At 59.2% G+C, this 25,055-nt stretch carries 15 protein-coding genes and 1 pseudogene; 9 read left to right on the top strand and 7 right to left on the bottom strand.

Annotated features, from left to right (window positions below):
• Positions 1-11 precede the first annotated feature (11 nt).
• On the top strand, positions 12-1,364 hold the full coding sequence (locus PMI36_RS22625) for a GntP family permease (RefSeq protein ID WP_008069109.1): 1,353 nt from the start codon (positions 12-14) through the stop codon (positions 1,362-1,364).
• 75 nt (positions 1,365-1,439) lie between these two features.
• Here PMI36_RS22625 and alaC read toward each other — a convergent pair whose 3' ends face one another.
• The gene (alaC, locus tag PMI36_RS22630) at positions 1,440-2,657 is read right to left on the bottom strand and encodes an alanine transaminase (RefSeq protein ID WP_008069107.1); all 1,218 of its coding nucleotides are present in this window, start codon (positions 2,655-2,657) and stop codon (positions 1,440-1,442) included.
• 137 nt (positions 2,658-2,794) lie between these two features.
• Here alaC and PMI36_RS22635 point away from each other — a divergent pair, with 137 nt between their 5' ends.
• From PMI36_RS22635 to PMI36_RS22645, 3 genes are all read left to right on the top strand, one after another.
• On the top strand, positions 2,795-3,457 hold the full coding sequence (locus tag PMI36_RS22635) for a LysE family translocator (protein ID WP_008069105.1): 663 nt from the start codon (positions 2,795-2,797) through the stop codon (positions 3,455-3,457).
• A gap of 66 nt (positions 3,458-3,523) precedes the next feature.
• Positions 3,524-4,012: a GyrI-like domain-containing protein gene (locus PMI36_RS22640; protein WP_008069104.1), complete on the top strand. Its 489-nt coding sequence runs from the start codon at positions 3,524-3,526 to the stop codon at positions 4,010-4,012.
• A 100-nt stretch (positions 4,013-4,112) separates the two neighbouring features.
• Entirely contained in the window at positions 4,113-4,601 is a 489-nt protein-coding gene (locus tag PMI36_RS22645; protein ID WP_008069102.1) for a GNAT family N-acetyltransferase, read from the top strand.
• Positions 4,602-4,722: 121 nt separating this feature from the next.
• Here the strand turns inward: PMI36_RS22645 and PMI36_RS22650 are convergent, their stop codons facing one another.
• From PMI36_RS22650 to PMI36_RS22665, 4 genes are all read right to left on the bottom strand, one after another.
• Positions 4,723-6,555, bottom strand: coding sequence for an ABC transporter ATP-binding protein (locus PMI36_RS22650; RefSeq protein WP_008069101.1), 1,833 nt, complete (start codon positions 6,553-6,555; stop codon positions 4,723-4,725).
• Between the two features lie 93 nt (positions 6,556-6,648).
• On the bottom strand, positions 6,649-7,206 hold the full coding sequence (locus PMI36_RS22655; RefSeq protein WP_007902463.1) for a peptidylprolyl isomerase A: 558 nt from the start codon (positions 7,204-7,206) through the stop codon (positions 6,649-6,651).
• Positions 7,207-7,209: 3 nt separating this feature from the next.
• A complete protein-coding gene (locus PMI36_RS22660; RefSeq protein WP_008069099.1) occupies positions 7,210-8,013 on the bottom strand; it encodes an alpha/beta fold hydrolase in 804 nt (267 codons plus the stop codon).
• Between the two features lie 14 nt (positions 8,014-8,027).
• Positions 8,028-8,951: a LysR family transcriptional regulator gene (locus PMI36_RS22665; RefSeq protein ID WP_008069097.1), complete on the bottom strand. Its 924-nt coding sequence runs from the start codon at positions 8,949-8,951 to the stop codon at positions 8,028-8,030.
• Positions 8,952-9,000: 49 nt separating this feature from the next.
• Between PMI36_RS22665 and PMI36_RS22670 the strand changes: the two genes are divergently transcribed.
• From PMI36_RS22670 to PMI36_RS22680, 3 genes are all read left to right on the top strand, one after another.
• Positions 9,001-9,330: a hypothetical protein gene (locus PMI36_RS22670; protein ID WP_008069096.1), complete on the top strand. Its 330-nt coding sequence runs from the start codon at positions 9,001-9,003 to the stop codon at positions 9,328-9,330.
• 229 nt (positions 9,331-9,559) lie between these two features.
• Positions 9,560-10,159: an FMN-dependent NADH-azoreductase gene (locus PMI36_RS22675; RefSeq protein WP_008069094.1), complete on the top strand. Its 600-nt coding sequence runs from the start codon at positions 9,560-9,562 to the stop codon at positions 10,157-10,159.
• A 346-nt stretch (positions 10,160-10,505) separates the two neighbouring features.
• Positions 10,506-11,372, top strand: a complete 867-nt coding sequence (locus PMI36_RS22680) for a carboxylate/amino acid/amine transporter (protein WP_008069092.1) — start codon at positions 10,506-10,508, stop codon at positions 11,370-11,372.
• Positions 11,373-11,482: 110 nt separating this feature from the next.
• Here PMI36_RS22680 and PMI36_RS22685 read toward each other — a convergent pair whose 3' ends face one another.
• Positions 11,483-12,781, bottom strand: a complete 1,299-nt coding sequence (locus PMI36_RS22685; RefSeq protein WP_008069090.1) for a mechanosensitive ion channel family protein — start codon at positions 12,779-12,781, stop codon at positions 11,483-11,485.
• A 193-nt stretch (positions 12,782-12,974) separates the two neighbouring features.
• Here PMI36_RS22685 and PMI36_RS22690 point away from each other — a divergent pair, with 193 nt between their 5' ends.
• Positions 12,975-14,321, top strand: a complete 1,347-nt coding sequence (locus PMI36_RS22690; RefSeq protein WP_008013572.1) for a DEAD/DEAH box helicase — start codon at positions 12,975-12,977, stop codon at positions 14,319-14,321.
• Positions 14,322-14,457: 136 nt separating this feature from the next.
• On the opposite strand, the gene PMI36_RS22695 is transcribed toward PMI36_RS22690, so the two are convergent.
• A complete protein-coding gene (locus tag PMI36_RS22695) occupies positions 14,458-14,736 on the bottom strand; it encodes a hypothetical protein (RefSeq protein ID WP_008069088.1) in 279 nt (92 codons plus the stop codon).
• 619 nt (positions 14,737-15,355) lie between these two features.
• Here PMI36_RS22695 and PMI36_RS22700 point away from each other — a divergent pair.
• A pseudogene (locus PMI36_RS22700) lies at positions 15,356-25,055 on the top strand (two-partner secretion domain-containing protein); the annotation flags it as partial.

The following is a 25,055-nucleotide window of genomic DNA, read 5'->3' as shown; positions in this document are numbered from 1 at the left end:
AGACACCCCCCATGTTTGGCATGTCCCACGAGTCATTCCTGCTGCTAGACGCAGTGGTCACAGTGATCGGGCTTATCGTCCTGATCACCAAGTTCAAGTTGCACCCATTCCTCGCACTGATCATCGCCGCCGCCTTCCTCGGGCTGACGTCCGGCATGCCGATCGGCACCATCATCAAGGCGTTCCAGGATGGCTTCGGTGGGGTACTCGGTTTCGTCGGCATCATCCTGGCGCTGGGCACGATGCTCGGCAAAATGATGGCCGAATCAGGCGGTGCGGATCAGATTGCGCAGACGTTGATCCGCGCCTTCGGCAAGGACAAGGTGCAGTGGGCCATGATGTTCGCCGCGTTCCTGGTCGGCATTCCGCTGTTCTTCGAAATCGGCTTCGTGCTGCTGATTCCGCTGGTGTTCATCGTGGCCCGTCGCACTGGCGTGTCGATCATCAAGATCGGTATCCCGCTACTGGCTGGTCTGTCCGCGGTACACGGCCTGGTGCCGCCGCACCCGGGTCCGCTGCTGGCCATCGGTGTGTTCGGTGCTGACATCGGTAAAACCATTCTGTACGGCCTGATCGTTGCGCTTCCAACGGCCATCATCGCTGGCCCGATCTTCGGTACGTTCATTGCCAAGCACATTCCCGGTCATCCGAACCAGGAGCTGGTGGATCAACTATCGCGCGAAACGGATTCGGCTGAACTGCCGAGCTTCGGCATCACTCTGGTGACCGTGCTGCTGCCGGTGTTCCTGATGCTGCTCAAGACATTTGCCGACGTGGTGCTGCCCGATGGCAACATCTTCCGCACTTTCATGGACCTGATCGGTCACCCGATTTCGGCGTTGCTGCTGGCATTGCTGCTGTCGCTGTATACCTTCGGCTACAAGCAGGGCATCGGTTCCAGCCAAATGATGAAATGGCTCGATGCAAGCCTTGCGCCGACCGCCGCGATCATTCTGATCATCGGTGCCGGTGGTGGCTTCAAGCAGATGCTGGTGACCAGCGGTGTGGGTGATGTGATCGGCCACATGGCGGTGAACGCACAGATCTCGCCGATCCTGCTGGCCTGGCTGGTGGCGGCGGTGATTCGCATCGCGACCGGTTCAGCGACCGTGGCGACCATTACTGGCGCGGGCATCGTGGTGCCGGTGGTGGGGATGATTCCGGGCGTGAACCGTGAGCTGCTGGTACTGGCCACCGGTGCCGGTTCGTTGATCCTGTCCCACGTCAACGACGCCGGTTTCTGGCTGGTGAAGCAGTACTTCAACATGACCGTGGCGGAAACCTTCAAGACCTGGACCGCGATGGAAACCATCCTGTCCGTGGTGGGCCTGGGCTTCATCCTGCTGTTGTCGTTGTTCGTCTGACACGATTGGCAAACACAAAAAAACCGCAGCAATGCGGTTTTTTTGTGGGTGATGAGTCGAAATCCCTGTTTTGTATTAGCTGTTGGTTTTCTGAACTAACCCATCCGCCCGGAACATCCCGCGAATCCCGCGCACGGCCTGACGAATCCGGTCCTGGTTTTCGATCAGCGCGAAGCGCACATGATCATCCCCGTACTCGCCAAATCCCACGCCTGGCGAGACACAGACCTTGGCTTCGGCCAGCAGTTTCTTGGCGAATTCCAGCGAACCCATGTGTGCGTAAGCCTCGGGAATCTTGGCCCAGACATACATCGATGCTTTCGGGTTTTCGACCATCCAGCCCAGTTCATGCAGGCCTTTGACCAGCACGTTGCGACGCTGCCGATATTGATCGGCAATGTCTTTGACGCATTGCTGATCGCCTTCCAGCGCCGCGATGGCCGCGACCTGCAGCGGGGTGAACGTGCCGTAATCGTGGTAGCTCTTGATCCGCGCCAGAGCGTTGACCAGTTCAGGGTTGCCGACCATGAAACCGATGCGCCAGCCGGCCATGTTGTAGCTCTTGGACAGGGTGAAAAACTCCACCGCGATGTCCTTGGCGCCGGGCACTTGCATGATCGACGGGGCTTTCCAGCCGTCGTAGACGATGTCGGCGTAGGCCAGGTCGTGCACCACCAAAACATCGTACTGCTTGGCGAGGGCGATCACCCGCTCGAAGAAATCCAGCTCCACGCACTGGGCGGTGGGGTTGGACGGGAAGCCGAGGATCATCATTTTCGGTTTCGGGATCGAGCCGCGAATCGCCCGTTCCAGCTCTGCGAAGAAATCCACGCCAGGAATCAGCGGCACCGATCGCACCTGGGCACCGGCAATCACGGCACCGTAGATGTGAATCGGGTAGCTGGGGTTCGGCACCAGCACGGTGTCGCCCTGATCGAGGGTGGCCAGCATCAAATGCGCCAGACCTTCCTTGGAGCCGATGGTGACGATGGCTTCGGTTTCCGGGTCGATGTCGACTTCGTAGCGATCCTTGTACCAATTGGAGATCGCCCGGCGCAGGCGCGGAATCCCTTTGGACGTGGAATAGCCGTGAGTGTCTTCACGCTGGGCAACCGTGACGAGTTTTTCGACAATGTGCGGCGGCGTGGCGCCGTCGGGGTTGCCCATGCTCAAGTCGATGATGTCTTCGCCACGACGACGGGCGGCCATCTTCAGCTCGGCAGTGATGTTGAAAACGTAAGGGGGGAGTCGATCTATGCGCGCAAAGCGGCGCGGCGAACCTTGTTCGGCCATTGTTGCCTCGGATAACGTAAGCGCCCGGAACCGTCCGAGCGACGCTGGCCACTGCGGTGGCCTGTGCGGAATGTAAGGGCAGCTGTGGCAGACTGTCCAGCGTCTATGTAAACAATTTTTGCGAAGGAAATCGGTTGATGGAATTTACCAGCGGCTTTTTGCTGAGCCTTTCGCTGTGCCTGGACATCGGTGTGGCCAATATCGCGATGATTACGCTGGCGATGCAGCGCGGCTATTTCCAAGGCTTTGCCCTGGGGCTGGGGACGTGTGTCGGCGACCTGATTTACGCCGTGCTGGCATTGGCCGGGATGACCGTATTGCTGCAATACGAAACCGTGCGTTGGGTGCTGTGGATCGGCGGCTCGGCGCTGCTGCTGTATTTCGCGGCGAAGATGATTTATTCGGCGATTCACCATGAAGCGCTGTTGGCGCAAACCCCGGAAGTCGGTCACAACTCCCACCGCAAGGAGTTTTTTCGCGGGATTTTCCTCGCCATGTCGTCCCCCAGTGCCATTCTCTGGTTCGCCGCGGTAGGCGGAACACTGATCGCCCGTTCCGGTGGTGGTGGCACGGTCAGCTCGGCGCTGTTTCTTGGCGGTTTCTTGTGCGCCGGGGTGCTCTGGTGTGTCGGCCTGTGCTTCGCTGCAAGTCACGGCGGCAAATTGCTCGGTGACAAATTGCTGCGTTATTCCTACATGGCATCGGCAGCGATTTTCTGCTATTTCGCGGTCTATGTGATCCTATCGGGTTATAACGAGTTCATCGGTCCAGGCGCCGTCGAACAGTTGCACGCACTGTAACTGGGCGAATCGGGTTTGGCTTCTATACTCCCAGCCGAACCCACCTTTTGTACCAGGAGTTGAGTCATGGATGAGCAAAAAAGCGTCGAAATCGCTGAACCACGCTTCGAAAACGGGCACTTCATGCTCATCGCAGGGTTTGGCGGACGATTTACCCAAGAGACGGCCCCAAAGCAGATTCCCAAGCTGTGGGAAAAATTCATTCCCGAGATGGGCAAAATTCCCGGTCAGAAAAGCGAAGTAACTTACGGCATCTGCTGCAATGCGGATGGCAAGGGTGGTTTCGAATACATCGCCGGCGTCGAGATCAGCAAGCTCGACGACCTGCCCGAGAAGTACCGCTGGATCGAAGTTCAGCCTCAGAAGTATGCAGTCTTCGAACACAAGGGCTCTCTGGATGCCTTGCCCCAGACCTTTCAATACATCTGGAAAACCTGGCTGCCGAAGTCCGGTCATGAAGCGGCGGACGCTCCGGAGTTCGAACGCTACAGCGATGATTTCAACCCCAAACTCAACACTGGCGTGCTGGAAATCTGGCTGCCGCTAAAAGTGTAATGAGCGGGTTGAGCGGCGGATCGGCGATCCGCCGCTCTGATCGATATCAACACCTTATTGATTTATGATCCCAACCTTTCCCCGCTGATTCCGAGCTGCCATGAACACCGTCATCCGCCACGTCAGTCCCGCTGACCTGGACCGTTGCTATGCCATCGAAACCGTTGCCTATGAAGGCGATGAAGCCGCTACCCGCGAGAAAATTGCCACCCGCATTGCCACCTGGCCCGAGGGCTTCATCGTCGCCGAAGTGGATGGCGTCGTAGCCGGTTTCATCAATTCCGGTGCTGCATTTGAGGTGGAGATGTCGGACGAGGCGTTCAAGGAGCTGATCGGCCACGACCCCGCTGGCCCGCACGTGGTGATCATGTCGGTGGTGGTGCATCCGGATTATCAAGGGCAGGGTTTGGCGAAACGCTTGATGGGTGAATTCATCCAGCGCATGCGCGCACTGAACAAGGCCAGTATCCACCTGATGTGCAAAGAGCGGCATATTCCACTCTATGCCGGGTTTGGTTTTGCCTACATCAAGCCCTCTGCGTCGGACCATGGCGGGATGGCGTGGCATGAGATGGTGTTGACGCTGTAACCCGCGCTGGAGATCCAGTGTGGGAGCGGGCTTGCTCGCGAAGAGGGCGTGTCAGTCGATATTGATGCTGACTGACCCACCGCATTCGCGAGCAAGCCCGCTCCCACAGGGTCGTGTTGCCTCAATCGATCCCGACAAACCCGCCGGTCTGGTGCTGCCACAACCGCGCATACAAGCCGCCATGGGCCAGCAGTTCGGCGTGGCTGCCGGTTTCGGCGATCTTGCCGTTTTCCAGCACCACCAAGCGGTCCATTCGCGCGATGGTCGAGAGGCGGTGGGCGATGGCGATCACCGTCTTGCCTTGCATCAGGGTTTCGAGGCTTTCCTGAATCGCCGCTTCGACTTCCGAGTCCAGAGCCGAGGTGGCTTCGTCCATGATCAGGATTGGCGCGTCCTTGAGCAGCACCCTGGCGATGGCAATCCGCTGACGCTGGCCGCCGGAGAGCTTCACACCGCGTTCCCCGACATGAGCATCAAAACCGGTGCGGCCTTCAGAGTCCGACAACAGCGGGATGAACTCGTCGGCCCGGGCCTTGTGCACCGCCTCCCAGAGTTCGACATCGGTGGCGTCGGGTTTGCCGTACAGCAAATTATCGCGGATCGAGCGGTGCAGCAGCGAAGTGTCCTGGGTGATCATGCCGATGCGTTCACGCAGGCTTTCCTGGCCAACTTCGGCGATGTTCTGGCCATCGATGAGAATCCGCCCACCCTGAACGTCATAGAGGCGCAGCAGCAGATTGACCAACGTCGATTTGCCGGCACCGGACGGGCCGATCAGACCGATTTTCTCACCGGGTTTGATCGTCAGGTTGAGGTCGCCGATGACCCCGCTTTTCTTGCCGTAGTGGAAATCGACGTGATCGAAACGCACCTCGCCACGCGCCACCTTCAAAGGCTTGGCCTGCTCGTGGTCGGTGATGCTGACTGGCTGGGAAATGGTCTGCAAACCGTCCTGAACCATGCCGATGTTTTCGAAAATGCCCGTGACCACCCACATGATCCAGCCAGACATGTTGACGATGCGGATCACCAGACCCGTGGCCAAGGCAATTGCACCCACTGAGATCAACGACTGCGTCCACAGCCACAGCGCGAGGCCGGTGGTGCTGACGATCAGCAGGCCGTTCATGCTGGTGATGGCCACGTCCATGCTGGTCACCACACGGCCAGCCAGTTGGGCTTTTTCGGTTTGTTCCTTGATCGCTTCGCGGGCGTATTGCTGCTCGAAATTGGTGTGGGCGAACAGCTTCAGGGTGGTGATGTTGGTGTAGCCATCGACGATCCGTCCCATGAGTTTGGAGCGCGCATCGGAGGACACCACCGAGCGTTCCTTGACCCGCGGCACGAAGTAGTAGAGGGCGCCGATGAAGGCGGCGATCCAGGTCAGCAGCGGGATCATCAGGCGCCAGTCGGCTTCGGCGAACAGCACCAGTGAACTGATCGCGTAGATCAGCACGTGCCATAGCGCGTCCACCGCTTGCACAGCCGAATCGCGCAACGAGTTGCCGGTCTGCATGATGCGTTGGGCGATGCGTCCGGCGAAGTCGTTCTGGAAGAAATTGAGGCTCTGTTTGAGCACATAACTGTGGTTTTGCCAGCGGATCAGGCTGGTCAGGCTGGGGCTCAAGGTCTGGTGTACCAGCAAGTCATGCAAGCCGACGAATATCGGGCGCAGGACCAACGCCACCACCGCCATCCAGGCCAGTTCGATGCCGTGTTCCTTGAAAAAATCGACGTTGGGCGTGCCTTGGGCGAGGTCGATGATGCGGCTCAGGTAGCTGAACAGCGCCACTTCGATCAGCGCGCCGAACAGGCCGACGATCAGCAGGACGGCGAAACTCGGCCAGACCTGCTTCAGGTAATAGGTATAGAAGGGGAGAACCCGATCCGGCGGAGCCGCCGTCGGTGCATCGCGGAAAATGTCGATCAGTTTTTCAAAACGACGATAAAGCATCAGTTCTCCGCCCGCGCACGGGCTCTCCTTTAAACGATATGAGCGGCGCCGGCAGAACCGGCGGCCGCTCAAGACTCCCTGTCCAGCTTACTCTCAGTCGATGCGCTTGGCCGACTTGATGAAGACAGGGTCGGCCGGCACGTCTTTCATGCCGCTTTTGGTGGTGGTCTGGGAGTTGACGATGACATCGACGACGTCCATCCCTTTAACGACTTTACCGAACACGGCATAGCCGTCGCCCTGGTCCAGGAAGTCGTTGTCTTTGACGTTGATGAAGAACTGGCTGGTGGCCGAATCCGGGACGGAAGTACGGGCCATGGACAGCGTGCCACGCACGTTATGCAGGCCGTTTTTGGATTCGTTCTTGATCGGCGCCTTGGTTTCTTTTTGCTGCATCTGTTGAGTGAAACCGCCGCCCTGGACCATAAAGCCAGGAATTACACGGTGAAAAATCGTGTTGTTGTAGAAGCCGCTGTCGACGTACTCAAGGAAGTTCTTGGTACTGATCGGCGCCTTGACCGGGTCCAGTTCGATTTCGATCTGGCCATTGGTGGTTTCCAGCAGCACGTGCGGCGCCTTGGCGGGCGTGGCGGCCATCAGGTTGGCGGCAAACAGAACGGAGCCGGCGACGAGGGCGATTTTTTTCAGCATAAGTCAGTGATCCTGAGTGGTGGTGTCGACTGCGGTGAGAAACTCGAGCAGCGTTTGGTTGAAGCGTTCGGGTTGATCCAGCGGGGTGGCGTGGCGCGAATCGGCGATCACCACCAGCCGCGCATCGGGCAGCAGTTTTACGTAAGTTTCCTTCACCGAGACCGGTGTGTAATCGTGGTCTGCGCTAACGATGAGGGTTGGACAGGTGACTCGCGAAAGTCGTTCCTGAACCCCCCAGCCTATGAGGGCATCGAAGCTGGCGAGATAAGCATGTTTGTGGTTCTTTGCCCAGCGCACGGCAATTTTTTGCCGCAAATCGGCTTGGTCGGGGTTGGGAAACAGCATGCGCCCCAAGGCTTTGCCGATTGTTTCCATGCTCAGCAGTCGGGCCATGCTCCAGCGTTTGATTAGCCACCAATAGTCACTGGGCTTTTGCATTTTGACTTGCGGCTGGCTATTGACGATGCATAGACTTTTGAGCAATTGCGGCTGATCCACCGCCAGTTGAAAGCCGATGATGCCACCCATGGAAAGCCCTACATAATGTGTCGGGCCGAGGTGCAAGTGTTCAATGAGAGCGATCAGGTCGGCGCTGAACCCGGCGATGCTGTAACGCTCGCGGGGTTTATCGGAGCGCCCGTGGCCGCGTACGTCCGGGACGATCACCCGGTAGCGGGCTGACAGCGCCGGGATCTGCATTTCCCAGTCCAGGGTGCTGGAGCCCAACCCGTGAACCAATAGCAACGGCGTGCCGTGGCCATATTCCTCATAGTGCAGGTTACAACCTTCATGTTCGAAATAGGCCATACGTACACTCCATGTCAGGCTTGTTCAGGGGCGGCGAAAGGTGCATCCAGCGGCGCGGTATCAAAGGTGCGCAGCAGTTCGATGAGAATCTGCGTCGCCGGGCCCAAGGGTTTGTCCTTGTTTGAATACAGATAGAAGCTCGGGTTGCGGCTGCCACCTTGGTCCAACGGTAGCACTTTGAGCGTACCTTCCTTGAGTTCGCGCTCGATCATGTGCCGGGGCAGCCAGGCGAAGCCCAGGCCGCTGCTGACGAAGGTCGCGGCGGTGGCCAGGCTGCCGACGGTCCAGCGCTGTTCGGCGCCGAGCCAGCCGACGTCTCGTGGTTGCTGGCGGCCGGAGTCGCGGATCACCACTTGCATCTGGCTTTCCAGGTCCTGGAAGTTCAGTTCGCGGTTCAAGCGATGCAAGGAATGCTCGGGGTGGGCGACCGCGATAAATTCGACGTCGCTCAATTCTGCGCCCAGATAACCGGGAATGCTGAAACCGGTGATGGCCAGATCGGCCACGCCTTCGAGCAACACTTCCTCGACACCCGACAACACTTCTTCGCGCAGGCGCACCCGGCAGCCACGGCTTTGTGGCATGAACGCGGTCAGGGCGCGAACGAGGCGGGCGCTGGGGTAGGCTGCGTCGACCACCAGCCGCACTTCCGCTTCCCAGCCTTGCTCCATGTGATGGGCCAGGTCTTCCAGTTGGCTGGCCTGTTTCACCAGTTGCCGGGAACGGCGCAGCAGCACGCCGCCGGCTTCGGTGAGCACCGCTTTGCGGCCGTCGATGCGTAGCAATGGCACACCGAGTTGGTCCTGCATGCGCGCTACGGTGTAGCTGACCGACGATTGCGAGCGGTGCAGCGCTTCGGCGGCCTGGGCGAAACCGCCGTGATCGACCACGGCCTGCAATGTTCGCCATTGATCAAGGGTCACGCGGGGCGCTTTCATGTTGAGCTCCTCTTGTCCTAAGCTGGCAGTCCTTATTGGAGGCTGCTGAATGAAAAAACTTTGTAGTGTGATGGCGGGTTGTGCGGTGTTGGCGCTGCTGCCACTGACGGCGATTGCGTATCCGATCGACGTTCAAAAGCAATTGAACGGCTTGAGCATCGACTACAACGCCTTTGATACAGATGCCGATATCGCCTCCATTCAGGTGAACAACTACGGCAGCACCGATGCGATCTGCAAGGTGGTTTTCAACAATGGCCCGGAAGCGCCGCGTAACCGCACAATCGAAGTGCCTGCCGGTAAACACAAAAACGCCACCGCCAAGTTCACCCGCTCCATCATCAAGATGCGTATCAACCTGACCTGCACCCCGAAATGACTTTACAACCCTGTGGGAGCGGGCTTGCTCGCGAAAGCGGTGTGTCAGCCAGCAGTGGTTTCGACTGACACAATGCCTTCGCGAGCAAGCCCGCTCCCACAGGGCATGCACCGCTTATAAACGAATTTATCGATGATTTATAGCAGTTATTTGCGCTTTTTCATCGATATGACTCTGTTTAACCTTCACTCCATCGACCTACAGCATTCTCAGATGGAGGCTACATCCCATGTCCCGCGTTCTGATCATCGAAAGCAGCGCCCGTCAGCAAGACTCGGTTTCCCGCCAGCTGACCCAGACCTTCATCAGCCAATGGAAAGCCGCACACCCGGCCGACCAGATCACCGTCCGTGACCTTGCTACAACCCCGGTGCCACACCTGGACATCAACTTGCTGGGCGGCTGGATGAAGCCTGCCGAACAACGCAACGAGATCGAGCAGGCCTCGCTGGAACGCTCCAACCTGCTGACTGATGAACTGCTGGCCGCCGACGTACTGGTAATGGCTGCGCCGATGTACAACTTCGCCATTCCGAGCACCCTCAAAGCCTGGCTCGACCACGTGCTGCGTGCCGGTGTGACCTTCAAGTACACCGAAACCGGCCCGCAAGGACTGCTCAGCGGCAAGCGCGCCTATGTGCTGACCGCTCGCGGCGGGATCTACGCCGGCAGCACCGCGGATCACCAGGAACCGTACCTGCGCCAGGTCATGGGCTTCATCGGCATCCACGACGTCACGTTCATTCACGCCGAAGGCATGAACCTGGGCGGTGACTTCCAGGAGAAAGGCCTGAACCAGGCCAACGCCAAGCTTTCCCTGGTCGCCTGAGCCGTTAATCGCCAGATAATCGCTGGATGGTCTAGTGACCTGGCGCAACCCTTCAAGCCTGCACGCGCATCGAACCTCCCTTTGCACTTGTTGCTCCTGAGTGCTCTAGCCCGATTGAACGCATTAGCGAGATCGGGCTTTTTTTTGCCTGCGATTTGATAAGCGGGCACACAGCCCCCTGTGGGAGCGGGCTTGCTCGCGAAGAGGGCATGTCAGTCGACATTAATGTTGCCTGACCCACCGCATTCGCGAGCAAGCCCGCTCCCACAGGGTTTTGTGTGTTGGCTGACTGTCGCGATGACGAGCAAAACCCGCTATCGTCGCCGTCATTCGAAATGAGGCGACCATGGGCTATCTACTTTTTGTCACGCTGATCCAGGCGTTTTCCTTCAGCTTGATCGGCGAATACCTGGCCGGTCATGTCGACAGTTACTTCGCGGTGCTGGTGCGGGTGCTGCTGGCGGGGCTGGTGTTCATTCCGCTGACGCGCTGGCGTCAGGTCGAGCCGGCGTTCATGCGTGGGATGTTGCTGATCGGCGCGTTGCAGTTCGGCGTGACTTACGTCTGTTTGTATTTGAGCTTCCGGGTACTGACGGTGCCGGAGGTGTTGCTGTTCACCATCCTCACGCCGCTGCACGTGACCCTGATCGAAGACGCGCTGAACCGCCGCTTCAATCCGTGGGCCTTGATTGCTGCACTGGTGGCAGTGGCGGGCGCGGCGGTGATTCGTTATGACCGGATCAACCCGGATTTCTTCATGGGTTTCCTGCTGCTGCAACTCGCCAACTTCACCTACGCCGCCGGGCAGGTGCTCTACAAACATCTGGTGGCCCGCCATCCGAGTGATCTGCCGCATTACCGACGCTTCGGCTACTTCTATCTGGGCGCGTTGGCGGTGGCGTTGCCGGCGTTTCTGTTGTTCGGCAAACAGAACTTCCTGCCCGAAGCGCCGCTGCAATGGGGCGTGCTGCTGTTCCTCGGCCTGGTCTCGACCGCGCTGGGTCTGTACTGGTGGAACAAGGGCGCGTGCCTGGTGAACGGCGGAACGTTGGCGGTGATGAACAACCTGCATGTGCCGGTGGGGTTGCTGATCAACTTGTTGATCTGGAATCAGCATGAAGAGCTGGGGCGGTTGTTGTTTGGTGGGTCGGTGATTCTGATGGCGGTGTGGATTAGTCGGTTGGGTGTACGCCGGCCGGCGGTTGCACACTAATCCCTTGTGGGAGCGGGCTTGCTCGCGAATGCGGTATGACATTCAACATAGATGTCGGCTGACACTCCGCCTTCGCGAGCAAGCCCGCTCCCACAAAGGGATATGTGGTGCTACATGATGTGTTTTTCCGGCTCGGGAATGTGACTCGCGCCCAACACCGCCGGGAGCAACCCCGACCGCAAATCCCCACCGCTCGGCTGCTGATAAAGGCTCAAACCAAACTCCGGCAGTACCGCCAGCAGGTAATCGAAAATATCCCCCTGAATCCGCTCGTAATCGGCCCACACGGTGGTGCGGGTGAAGCAGTAGATTTCCAGCGGAATGCCCTGAGCGGTGGTCTGCATCTGGCGAACCATGCAGGTCATGTTCGGCTGGATTTCCGTGTGACTCTTCAGATAGGCCAGCGCATAGGCGCGAAAGGTGCCGATGTTGGTCATCCGTCGACGGTTGGCCGACATCGCTGCGACGTTGCCCTGAGCTTCGTTCCAGGCCTTGAGTTCCGCCTGTTTGCGGTTGATGTAGTCGGTCAGCAGATGCACCTGGGACAGCTTCAGCTCTTCGTCATCGCGAATAAACCGCACGCCGCTGGCGTCGATGAACAGGCTGCGCTTGATCCGGCGGCCACCGGACTGCTGCATGCCGCGCCAGTTCTTGAACGACTCGGACATCAGGCGCCAGGTCGGGATCGACACAATCGTCTTGTCGAAATTCTGCACCTTGACCGTGTGCAAGGTGATGTCCACCACGTCACCGTCGGCACCGACTTGTGGCATCTCGATCCAGTCGCCGACCCGCAGCATGTCGTTGCTGGTCAGTTGCACGCTGGCGACGAACGACAGCAGGGTGTCTTTGTAGACCAACAGAATCACCGCCGACATGGCGCCCAGACCCGACAGCAGCAACAGCGGCGACCGGTCGATCAGCGTGGCGACGATGATGATCGCGCCAAACACGAACAACACCATTTTCGCCAGTTGCACGTAGCCCTTGATCGAGCGGGTGCGGGCGTGTTCGGTGCGGGCATAAATGTCCAGCAGGGCATTGAGCAATGCGCTGACGGCCAGCACCAGGAACAGAATGGTGAACGACAGCGCCACATTGCCAAGGAAGTTAAGGGCGGTTTTGCTCAGCTCCGGCACCAGGTGCAGACCGAACTGGATCACCAGCGAAGGCGTCATCTGCGCGAGGCGATGAAACACTTTGTTATGGCGAAAATCGGTGATCCAGTGCAGCGACGGCTGGCGACCGAGGATTTTGGTCGCATGAAGAATGAGGTAACGCGCCACTCGTCCGAGTACCAGCGCCACCACCAGCAGCAACATCAGCGCGAGCGTGGAATGCAGGAGCGGGTGCTGATCGAGAGCACCCCAGAGGTCTTGGGCGTTGAGCCAGAGCTGTTTGATATCCATGGGTGAAAACGGTTCTTCTGTAGGACGCGACGGGGCGATTAGAGCATTTAAGACGTTCCGGATGACGTTTTGAGGCAAAACAGGCAACAAAAAAACCACTGTTTGCAGCCGTTTGTATAAAGAAACTCGGCCTTCGCGCTCGAAACCGTTACCCTATGCAGCTGTTTTTTTGTATTTCTTCGAGGTAGCACCCGTGTTTTCCCAATTCGCCCTGCACGAACGCCTGCTCAAAGCCGTGGCCGAGCTTAAATTTGTCGAGCCAACGCCTGTGCAAGCAGCGGCTATTCCGCTGGCGCTCCAAGGGCGTGACCTGCGGGTGACGGCGCAAACCGGTAGCGGCAAAACCGCTGCATTCGTTTTGCCGATCCTCAACCGCTTGATCGGCCCGGCCAAAGTCCGCGTCAGCATCAAGACCCTGATCCTGCTGCCGACCCGCGAGCTGGCCCAGCAGACCATCAAGGAAGTCGAGCGCTTCGCTCAGTTCACCTTCATCAAGTCCGGCCTGATCACCGGCGGTGAAGATTTCAAGGTCCAGGCCGCGATGCTGCGCAAGGTGCCGGACATCCTGATCGGTACGCCGGGCCGGATGATCGAGCAACTGAACGCCGGCAACCTCGACCTCAAAGAAGTCGAAGTGCTGGTGCTCGACGAAGCCGACCGCATGCTCGACATGGGCTTTGCCGAAGACGTGCAGCGTCTGGTGGAAGAGTGCACCAACCGTCAGCAGACCATGCTGTTCTCCGCCACCACTGGCGGTTCGGGCCTGCGCGAGATGGTCGCCAAGGTCCTGAACAACCCTGAACACTTGCAGCTGAACAACGTCAGCGATCTGAACGCCACCACTCGTCAACAGATCATCACCGCCGACCACAATCAGCACAAAGAACAGATCGTGAACTGGCTGCTGGCCAACGAGACCTATCAGAAGGCCATCGTGTTCACCAACACCCGGGCCATGGCCGACCGTATTTACGGCCGTCTGGTGGCGCAGGAATACAAAGCGTTCGTGCTGCACGGTGACAAAGACCAGAAAGACCGCAAACTGGCCATCGACCGTCTGAAGCAGGGCGGCGTGAAGATCCTCGTGGCCACCGACGTCGCTGCCCGTGGCCTCGACGTGGAAGGCCTGGATCTGGTGATCAACTTCGACATGCCACGCAGCGGCGACGAATACGTTCACCGCATCGGTCGCACCGGTCGCGCCGGCAACGATGGCCTGGCCATCTCGCTGATCTGCCATGGCGACTGGAACCTGATGTCGAGCATCGAGCGCTACCTCAAGCAGAGCTTCGAGCGCCGCACCATCAAGGAAGTCAAAGGCACCTACGGCGGACCGAAAAAGGTCAAGGCCTCGGGCAAAGCCGTTGGCGTGAAGAAGAAAAAGGTCGACGCCAAAGGCGACAAGAAGAAAACCGGCGCCAAGGCCCCGACCAAGCGCAAGATCGCCAACCGCCCGAAGACCGACGCCCTGTCGCTGGTCAGCAAGGACGGCATGGCGCCTTTGAAACGCCGCAAGCCGGAAGCGCCAGCGGCTGAATAAAGCGCTGTAGCGTTCCCATAAAAAACCCGGACAGTGTCCGGGTTTTTTTACGTCAAAAAATCGCAGCAGCTCTTACAGCTGCGCGCTAAAACCCATGTAGGAGCTGCCGAAGGCTGCGATCTTTTGATCTCGCCGTTCAGCTCTCGGCTTTCTTCTCCGCCGACTGCAACTCCTTGAGACGCTGATCAATCAACTGGCACTTGTCCGGCAAATCCTTACTGGCCGTCTCCAGGTCCATCTTCTTCAACTCGTCATTGATTTCCTTGGCCTTGGCCGGGTTCTGCTCCGTGATCTTGGCGATCTCCTTGGCCAGTTGTTCGCGCTTGGCGGTGGCTTCGTCGGGCGGGCAGGCCCAAACGGGGAGGGCACAGGCGAGGCTGGCGGCGAGGGTCAGTTTCAGCAGGATGGTTTTCATGAGCGGGGCCTCATTTATCAATGTCACGGCGTTATTGAGTGGAGGGTTTCTCCACCCGGAAAGTTCAGGTAATGGACTCAAACCCGCGCGCTAGAGCGTCCACCAAAAAACACCTGGAACGGCTTATTGACGCCAGAATGATGGCAACTTAACATTGTGCTATCACATTGATATCACTTCGCCGTTTCGAGGGACCGAATAGACCATTCGCATGCTGATGCAATGGTCGTTTGTGCCACGCCTGGGACCTTCTGACCCAAGCGCGCATTTATCCCCTTTGACGTATTCGCTCTGCAAACGCCCCCAGCATTTGCCGTGTCGGGACGGCTGTGTCTGTGAATTGTTCATTCCATTCTTGCCGATCAAAACGAGACCTTTTGACATGGACGTTCGCCACTACGCCTTCCTCGCTGGCCAGCCCTCTGCTGCGGTCAAAAACCGTGAGCACTTCTGGGGCATGCCCAAGCGCGGATTGGCGTTCCTGTTGGCCAACGTCATGTTCTGGCAGCCGATGTGGGCCCAGGCGGACGGGATTGTGGTGGCTTCGCCGGGTACCAGCCTTGGGCAGGCGGGCAACGGGGTGCCGATCGTCAACATCGCCACGCCCAATGGCACGGGCCTGTCGCATAACCAGTTTCACGATTACAACGTCGGCACCCAGGGCGTGATCCTCAACAACGTCGCCAACCAGACCGGCGCGACGCAACTGGGCGGGATCATCGTCGGCAACCCCAACCTGACCAACCGGGTCGCGGCGCAAACCATCCTCAACGAAGTGGTCGGCGGCAGCCCCAGCCAGTTGCGCGGTTACACCGAAGTGGCGGGGCAGTCGGCGCGGGTCATTGTGGCGAACCCCTACGGCATCAGCTGCAACGGCTGCGGCTTCATCAATACCCCACGAGTCACGTTGACTACCGGCAAACCGGTGCTGGACAACGGTCGTCTCGATCGTTTTCAGGTCGATCAGGGCAGCGTTGCCATTGATGGTGCCGGGCTCAACGCCAACAACGTCGACCGCTTCGAAATCATCACCCGCAGCGCCAAGATCAACGCCGAGATTCAGGCCAGGAACCTGACCATCGTCGCCGGCCGCAACGACGTCAACGCCGACAGCCTCAACGCCACCGCCCGTGCCGATGACGGCAGCGCCAAACCGCAACTGGCCATCGACTCTTCGGCGTTGGGTGGCATGTACGCCGGGGCGATCAAACTGGTGGGCACCGAGGCCGGGGTCGGGGTGAAACTCGATGGCAAACTGATCGCCAGCGGTGGCGACATCCAGCTCGATGCCAACGGCCACTTGAGCCTGGTCGACACCTCCTCCACGAACGGCGCAGTCAACGTCAAAGCCGCCAGCATCGATGCGCGCGGCCCGGTCTATGCCGGTACGGCGCTGAACGTGCAAACCCAAGGCAACCTGACCAACCAGCAAACCTTTGCGGCCCGCGACAGCATTACACTGAGCGCCGGCGGTGTTCTGACCAACAACGGCGTCATCGAGGCCGGGGTCAACGCCGACACCAGCCGCAACGCCAGCGGTGATGTGAGCCTGAGCGCGCAGAACCTCAACAACACCGGCAAGAGTGTGGTGGCCAGCCGCAACCTGACGGTCAATACCAGCCAGACCCTGGGCAACCAGAATGGCACGCTGAGCGCCGGGCAAACCGCCAACATCACTGCAACCACACTGAACAACCGCAGCGGTCAGGTCCTGGGTGACCTGGGTTTGAACATCGACCTCAGCGGCGCTCTGGATAACCGCGATGGTGTATTGGGTTCGGGCAAGAGCGTGGATCTCAAAGCCGCCAGCCTCGACAACCGCGACGGCGGCGGTGTGGTCAGTGACGGCAGCCTCACCGCGCGCATCACCGGTTTGCTGGATAACCAGAACACCGGTGAAATCAGTGCCAAGGGCATCATCGATGTGCGCACAGGCAGCCTCGACAACCGTGGTGGCAACGTTAGCGGTCAAGACACGCTGACCATAACCGGCAATTCTGCCGACAATCGCGGCGGGGTGATCCAGGCCGACAAACAGTTGAAGCTGCAAGTTGGCCAACTGGATAACCGTGACAAAGGCTTGATCAGTGGCAAGTCCGGTATCGCCTATGACGGTACTCGCCTGGACAACAGTGGCGGCTTGCTCAGTGCAATCGGCCCGGTCACCCTCAACGCCGATGAAGTGCAAAACGCGGCGGGGCGGATCTCCAGCCAAAGTGACCTCACCGCCACCATTGGCCTGCTGCAACAACAAGGCGGAGCATTGGTCGCCCAAGGCAATCTGAGTCTGACCGGTGCGACCCTCGATAACCGCAATGGCGGTCTGATCGGCACCACCAAAGCGCTGACGCTTAAAGTCGACGACATCGACAACCGTGCAGGTGAGCTCTCCAGCAGCTTGTTGCTGAACATCAAAGGTCAGCGCCTGGACAACAGTGACGGCGGGAAAATTCTGGCCGCTATTGATCTGCAAATGGTCGTTGCCAAACTGATCAACCAGAACAAGGGGCTGATCGTCGCCAAGGGCGCGACGACGCTGACCGGTACCACTCTGGATAACACCAGCGGCACCTTCGACAGCCTCAAGGGGTTGGTGATTACCCTCGACGATGCCTTGCTGAATGGTCAGGGGCTAATCAGCAGCGAAGGAACGTTGACCCTCGATGCGGGCAGCTTCGACAACAGTGCCGGTAGCCTGGGCAGTGCCGGTGCGTTGTCCGTGACCAGTCGTGGCGGCTTGCTCAATCTGGGCGGCTCGATCAGCACCGACAACACCTTGACCCTCGACAGCGTCAGCCTGGATAACAGCCAGAAAGGCCTGATATCCGGTAAAGACGCCACCCACGTCATCACTGGCAACGTTGATAACAGTCAGGGCGGTCGCCTCACCAGCGGCGCCACCCTGGACCTCACCGCCAAGCAGGTCAACAACGCAACAGGACGAATTGCCAGCCAGCAAGCGTTGACCGCCTCGGTCACAGGGCTCAACCAACAGGGCGGTGAGCTGTTCAGCCAAACCAGCCTGAGCCTGGACCTGAACAACGGCCAACTGAACAACCAGAGCGGTCTGATCAATGCGCCGTTGCTGATGTTGAAAAACCTCAAGGACGTCAACAACCAGAACGGTGAAGTCTCCAGCGCTCAAGCCTTCACACTGACCGCTCAGAGCCTGGACAACAGCAATGGCAAGTTACTGAGCGATCAGGGGCTGACTCTGCGCATCGCCCAAGCCTTGAACAACCTCAAGGGTGTGATTTCCGCAGCATCCCTCGATAGCCACAGCGACAGTCTCAACAATACTGAAGGCTTGATCAGCAGTCACGACCGGCTGAAGCTGACCACTGACCACACGCTGGATAACCAGAAAGGTGCGGTCATCGCTGACGGTGAACTGTTGCTCACCGCCGACACCCTCGACAACTTTGGCGGCGACATTGCCGGCAAGGCCGACGCCACCGTTCAGGTCAAGACCCTGAATAACCAGAAAGGCAAATTGATCACCACCGGTGTGCTCAAGCTGACCGCCGACACCCTCGACAACCGCGAAAAAGGTCTGCTGGGTTCCACCAAAGCCATGACCCTGACGGTCGATGACCTCGATAACCGTGGCGGTGAAGTCAGCACCAACGCCGATTTGTCGGTCACCGGTACAAAACTCGACAACAGCGACGGCGGCCAGGTTTTCACCGGTCAGGCGCTGACCCTCACGGTGGACCAGTTGCTCAACCGCAACAAAGGCTTGCTCAGCGCCACGACCCAGTTGAACCTGCAAGGACGTTCGCTGGATAACAGCGGCGGCAACCTGCTCAGCGTGCAGAACATGCACTTGAACCTGACCGGCGCCTTGGACAACAGCCTGGGCCAGGTCAGCAGCGAAGGTGCATTGACCGTCAAAACCACGCAGTTGACCAATACCCAGGGCAGTCTTTCCAGCGCGGCCGATCTAATGCTCACCAGTGATGACAGCGTCAGCAACCAGGGCGGTGAACTGGTTACCGATGGCGCGCTCACGCTCATCAGCGCCAGTCTCGACAACCGTCAGCAAGGCAGCATCAGCGGCAAAGGCGCGGTGAAGGTCACCACCGGCGCGTTCGATAACAGCCAGGGCGGCCGACTCAACAGCGCCAGTACCCTGAACCTCATAGCGGGCCAGGTTACCAACCAGGACGACGGCCGTATCGGCAGTCAGGGCGCCTTGACCGCTTCGGTCACCGGGCTGGATCAGCAGGGTGGCAAGTTGTTCAGCAACAGCAGCCTCACCCTGGACCTGAACAACGGCCAACTGAATAACCAGAACGGCCTGATCAATGCTCCCGGTGCCTTGCTGCTCAAACAACTCAAGGGCGTCAACAACCAGGGCGGTGAAATATCCAGCGCCGAAGCCTTCACGCTGACCTCTCAAAACCTGGACAACAGCAACGGCAAATTGCTGAGTAATCAAGGCCTGACCCTGCGCATCGCCAACGCGCTGGACAACGTCAAAGGCCTGATCGGCGCTGCGTCCCTCGACGTGCACGCCGCCAGCCTGAACAACAGCGGCGGCAGCCTGACTAGTCGCGGTGATCTGGAACTGACCGTCGACGGTGTGTTGCGCAACGATGCCAAGGGCCTGATCAACGCAGCTCAGCTACTCAAAATCGGTAGCGCCGAATTCAATAACCAGAGCGGCACGGTGCTTGGCGTCAGCGCTGTCATCCTCGATGCCATGGCGCTGAACAACCGCGATAGCGGGTTGATCAACAGCCAGGGCAAACTGACCCTGACCGCCACCAACCTGGACTCTAGCAACGACGGCGAAGTCTCGGCCAAGGGCGACATCGACCTGACCCTGACGTCCCTGACCCAGGACGGCGGCCGCCTGCTCGGCGACAAAGCCGTCACCGTGGAATTGGCCAATGGCGACTTGGACAATCGCAACGGCCTGCTCACGGCCAAGGGACCACTGACCCTCAAGCACCTGCGTGATCTCAACAACCGGAACGGCGAAATCTCCAGCAACCTCGGTTTCGATGTGATTACCCGTGCCCTGGATAACAGCGCCGGCAAGCTGATCAGCAGCCAGCTACTGACGGTCAACGGCACCAGTCTGATCAACCAGAAGGGGCTGATTTCCGGCTGGCAGGGCCTGACCGTCAACGGCGATAGCCTCGATAACCGCGACAGCGGCACACTCTCGAGCAGCAACGGTGATGTTGCCGTGGACCTCAAGGGCGCCTTGCTCAACAGCAATGCCGGAGCACTGGTCAGCCAGGGCAGCCTGAGCGTCAAATCAAAGAGTCTGGATAACAGTAACAAAGGCATCCTCAGCAGTGCGGCAGGGCAGACCCTGACCCTGGGTGAGTCCCTCAACAACAACCAGGGCGGCCTGATCGACAGCGGCGCCGCACTGGACATCACCGCCGGCGCGTTGACCAACGCGGGCGGTACGATCAACGCGCAAAAGGCAATCAATGCCACGGCCACCGGCCTGGACAATACGGGCGGGAGCATCGCCGGTAATGGCGCGGTGACGCTGGATCTGCTCGGTGCATTGACCAACACCAGCGGCAAACTGGTCGGCGCCGGACCGGTGCTGATCAAGGGCGTTACCGACCTCGCCAACCAGAACGGCCAACTCGCCAGTCAAAGCACCCTGACCCTCTTGACCGGTTCGCTGGACAACAGCAACAACGGCACCCTCGCAGCCAAGGACGCCTTGCAGATCACCGCCAGCGGCGCGGTACGCAACGACGTCAACGGTTTGATCTACAGCCAGAACGCCGGCCTGAACTTGCAAGCCGCCAGCCTGGCCAACGGCAAAGGTACGATTCAGACCAAGAACGGCCTGACCCTCGACATCAGCGGCGACCTCGATAACCAGAGCGGCAAAGTTATTGCCGAGAACGGCTTGGTGATGGTCAAAGCCGCCAACATCGACAACCGCGGTGGGGTGCTGTCGAGTATCAAAGGTGCCCTCGAAGCGCGAGCCGTCGGCGTGTTGCGCAACGGCTACGACCTTAACAACAACCGCCAGGGCGGGATCATTCAAGCCCAGGGCCTGACGCTGTCGGCACTGGCCGGCCTGGACAACAACGGCGGGCGGATTTCGGCGCAAGCCACCGACGCAAGCATTACCACCGCCGCGTTCGACAACCGCAACGGCGTGTTCTATGCCAAGGGCCTGGCCGGCGTGATCGGCACCAGTCTGGACAACGGTAACGGTCAGATTGCCGGTAACCGCATCGACCTCAGCCTCAGCGGCGCCCTAGGCAACCGTGCCGGTATCGTTGAAAGCGACACCACGCTGACGGTAAAAGCTGCCAGTGTCGATAACCAGACTGGCCGGCTCCGCTCTCTGGGCACTACCGGTAAGACCAGCTTCCAGATCGGCGGCCTGCTGGATAACCGTAATGGCGTACTCGAGACCGCCAACACCGATCTGACCTTGGCAGTTGGCAGCTTTCTGAATGCCGGTGGCCAACTCAATCACGTTGGTCGTGGCCGATTTGATATCTCCACCGCCAACGTCATTGGCGCCGGAGGCGGCATCACCACCGCCGGCACCCTGGATCTGAATGCCGATACCTGGACCAACTCCAGCGTCATCCAGGCCGGGCGTTTGAACGTCAACGTCGGTAATTTCAGTCAGACCGCCAGTGGCAAGCTGCTGGCCTCTGACTACCTGCAAGCTCGTGGTGGTAACTGGACCAACGATGGCCTGATCGCCAGTGATGGCGTGGTGGATATGCAGTTGGGCGGCAGTTACAGCGGCAACGGGCGGATGTCGAGCGTTGGCGCTCTTTCCCTGACCGCGGCGCAGTTGAGCCTTAGTGCTGCCTCAAGCATTGCTGGTGGTGGTGATTCCATAGTCAAGATCGGCGGACAGCTGACCAACGCCGGGCGCCTGACTTCCAACACCGATCTGACCGTCGAAGCTGGCAGCCTAGCCAACTACGGAACGCTGGGGGCCGCTCAAAACCTCAACCTCAATACTCCGTCGCTGCTCAATGATCGCGGGCTGATTTTCAGCGGCGCCAACATGACATTGGGCGTTGGCAACTTCACCAACCAGAATGGCGACCTGTACGGTCTGCGTGATGTCGTCGTCAAAGGATACGGCGCAGCAGCCCAGGCCAACCAAGTGTCGAACATCTCCGGCTCTATGGAGAGTGGTGGCAAGTTCACACTCAACGCCGGGTCCTTCACCAACCGTACTTCGGGGGACGACGGTACGCAGAACTTTGCCCTGACGCGTACTCTGGTTTCCGGTTTCCTGGCCGTTCAGTGCGGCGATTGCAGTGGCGACCACTACGACGTCAATTACATCGCCCGGGAAGTCTTCGAAGGCGGACAGGACAGCGACACCACGGCATCCGCCTTGTTGACCGCAGGCGGTGACTTCGTCTTCAACGGTGGCAATTTCCTCAATAGCAAAAGCACTGTCAGTGCGACCGGCAACATCACCATCAATGCCAACAACCTGAAGAACATTGGTACGGTCAGCGGCAGCATCGAGCGCACACGTACCTATCGGTCCGGCCGGGTCACCGACGGAACGGTCAATCGCTTCATGCCGCAGGTGGTGGCATACAACCAGCGTAACAACCCGGATTTCCCGAACCTCTACTACATCGACGGTTCTGGAGGTTTTAGTTTAGGTACTGCTTCGTCTAGCTCCCGCCCGGAGGGTGGCCGGGAGGGTGGCAGGATCGAAGTAGTCGTGGTCAAGGACACCGTGACGAATAAGGTGGTGACCAATACCCTCTCGGGTTATTCCTACGGCGATACCAGCCCGCAATCCCAATACGACCGCAACAACCTGGTGGAACTGCCGACCGGCCTGCAGAACTACACCCTGGTCAGTGACATTGAAACGGCGCGTGATGGTGGAAGCGTCACCGCCGGGCGCAATGCCGTTATCCAGGCGGGCGGCAACGTTTCAATCACGGCTACCCAGGATCTGCAGAACAGTGTCATCCACCAGGACTACGGTTCCACCGGCGGCACCAATAAAGTCGCGGATACCAAGGCAAGCGGTGCCGGCACCACTGTCATAAGGCTCAATAGTCAACTGCCGCCCGATCTCGCCCAGCAACAAGTCAACCCGCTGACATTACCGGGCTTTAGCCTTCCCACCGGGGAGAACGGCCTGTTTCGTCTGAGCACTCAGGACACGAGTGATCTGGCGCCGGATGCGGGCACGCTGCAGCCGCCGGGTTGGACTGTGGGCAGTGAAAACGTCGTCACGCAAGGACACGCGGTCGCCGCTGTCAGCGGTGGTCCGCGCAGTTTGCTGGTAAACACCCCGGCGATCCTCACCAGCAGTGATCCCGCCATAGACCCGGTTAGCCACACATCGACGGCGACTGCGAGCGGCGCTAGCACACTCGACGTTTCCGTGAAGTCGGCCGGTCCGCGCAGAGGCGGACTGGGCAACGATACCAAGTCCACGATCGGCATTCGTCCCGTGACTCGTGTCACCGGCCTGCCGGACGTGAAAGCGCCGGCCAACGGCCACAAATACCTGATCGAAACCAACCCGGTACTCACCAACCTCAAGCAGTTCATGAGTTCGGACTACCTGCTGAGCAACCTCGGCTACGACCCGGACACCAGCGCCAAACGACTGGGTGACGGTCTCTACGAACAGCGCCTGATCCAGCAAGCAGTCGTCGCTCGCACCGGCCAACGCTACATTAACGGCCAGACCACCGACGAAGGCCTGTTCAAGTACCTGATGAACAACGCCATCGCCAGCAAGGACGCCCTCAATCTGTCGGTGGGTGTCAGCCTCACCTCGCAACAAGTCGCGGCACTGACCCACGACATCGTCTGGCTCGAAGAGCACGAAGTGAACGGCGAAAAAGTGCTGGTGCCGGTGCTGTATCTGGCACAAGCCGAAGGCCGTCTCGGCCCTACCGGTGCGCTGATTGCGGGCAACGACGTAACGCTGATCGCCGGTCAGAACCTCGACAACGTCGGCACGCTGCGCGCCACCAATAACCTGTCGGCGACGGCGGGCAAGGACTTGGTCAACAGCGGGTTGATTCAGGCGGGTAATCGTCTGGATGTGTTGGCGGGGAATGACGTTATCAACAAGTCGGGCGGGATTCTTGCGGGTCGTGATGTGAGTGTGACGGCGACCAGAGGTGATGTGCTCAACGAACGGACCATCACATCGTCGGACAGCTCTACCCGCTTTGGCACCCAGCATCACGATTACGCCGACAACGCTGCTCGCATCGAGGCCGCCAACGACCTCACCGTGAAGGCGGGTCAAGACATCAACATTGTCGGTGGTGTCATGCAGAGTGGTCGGGACATGAGCCTGAATGCAGGGCGAGACCTCAATGTGTCCTCGACACAGGTCACCAACAGCGTGTTCAAGGACAGCAGACACAACAGCAGCGACATCACTCAACTGGGCGCCCAGATCAGCGCAGGACGTGACCTGTCGGCCGATGCCAAGCGTGATATCAACGTCATCGCCAGCGAGATCGACGCCAAGCGCAACATCGCCATGACGGCAACCGACAACATGACCATTAGCTCGGCGGCGGATGAAGAGCACTCCCTGTCCAAGAGCAAAAAGCTCACCAGACAGGAAGACCACGTCAGCCAGGTTATGTCGGGTGTCACCGCCGGCGGTAACGTGAAGTTGAGTGCCGGTGAGAATCTCGCCGTGATCTCCAGTCGCATTACCGCAGGCGACGAGGCGTACCTGGTGGCGGGTGACAACCTCGATATTCTTGCGGCGCAAGACAGAGACTATTCGCTGTACGACATGAAGAAAAAGGGCTCCTTCGGCGCGAAGAAAACCAAACGCGATGAAGTCACCGATGTGAAAAACATCGGCAGTGAAATCGCCGCAGGCGGCAACTTGACGCTGGTCAGCGGCGGGGATCAGCGCTATCAGGTGGCCAAGCTTGAGAGCGGAAAAGACATCACGCTGGACAGTGGTGGTTCCATCACGTTTGAAGCAGTCAAGGACCTGCATGACGAGAGCCACACCAAGAGCAACAGCAATGCTGCCTGGAACTCGATGAAGGGCAAAGGCAATACTGATGAAACATTGCGTCAAAGTGAGTTGGTGGCCAATGGCGCGTTGGTGATCAAGGCGGTGAACGGTCTCAAGATCGATATCAAGCAAATCGATCAGAAGAGCGTTAGCCAGACCATCGACTCCATGGTAGCGGCTGATCCTAAACTGGCCTGGTTGAAAGAGGCCGAACAGCGAGGCGATGTCGACTGGCGTCGGGTGGAAGAAATCCACAAGAGCTTCAAATACTCAAGTTCGGGACTTGGTGTCGCCGCACAGCTGGCGCTGGCAATCTTGCTGG

This window comes from Pseudomonas sp. GM79 (assembly GCF_000282495.1).
Lineage (GTDB): Bacteria > Pseudomonadota > Gammaproteobacteria > Pseudomonadales > Pseudomonadaceae > Aquipseudomonas.
This window is presented reverse-complemented; position numbering and strand designations above follow the sequence as displayed.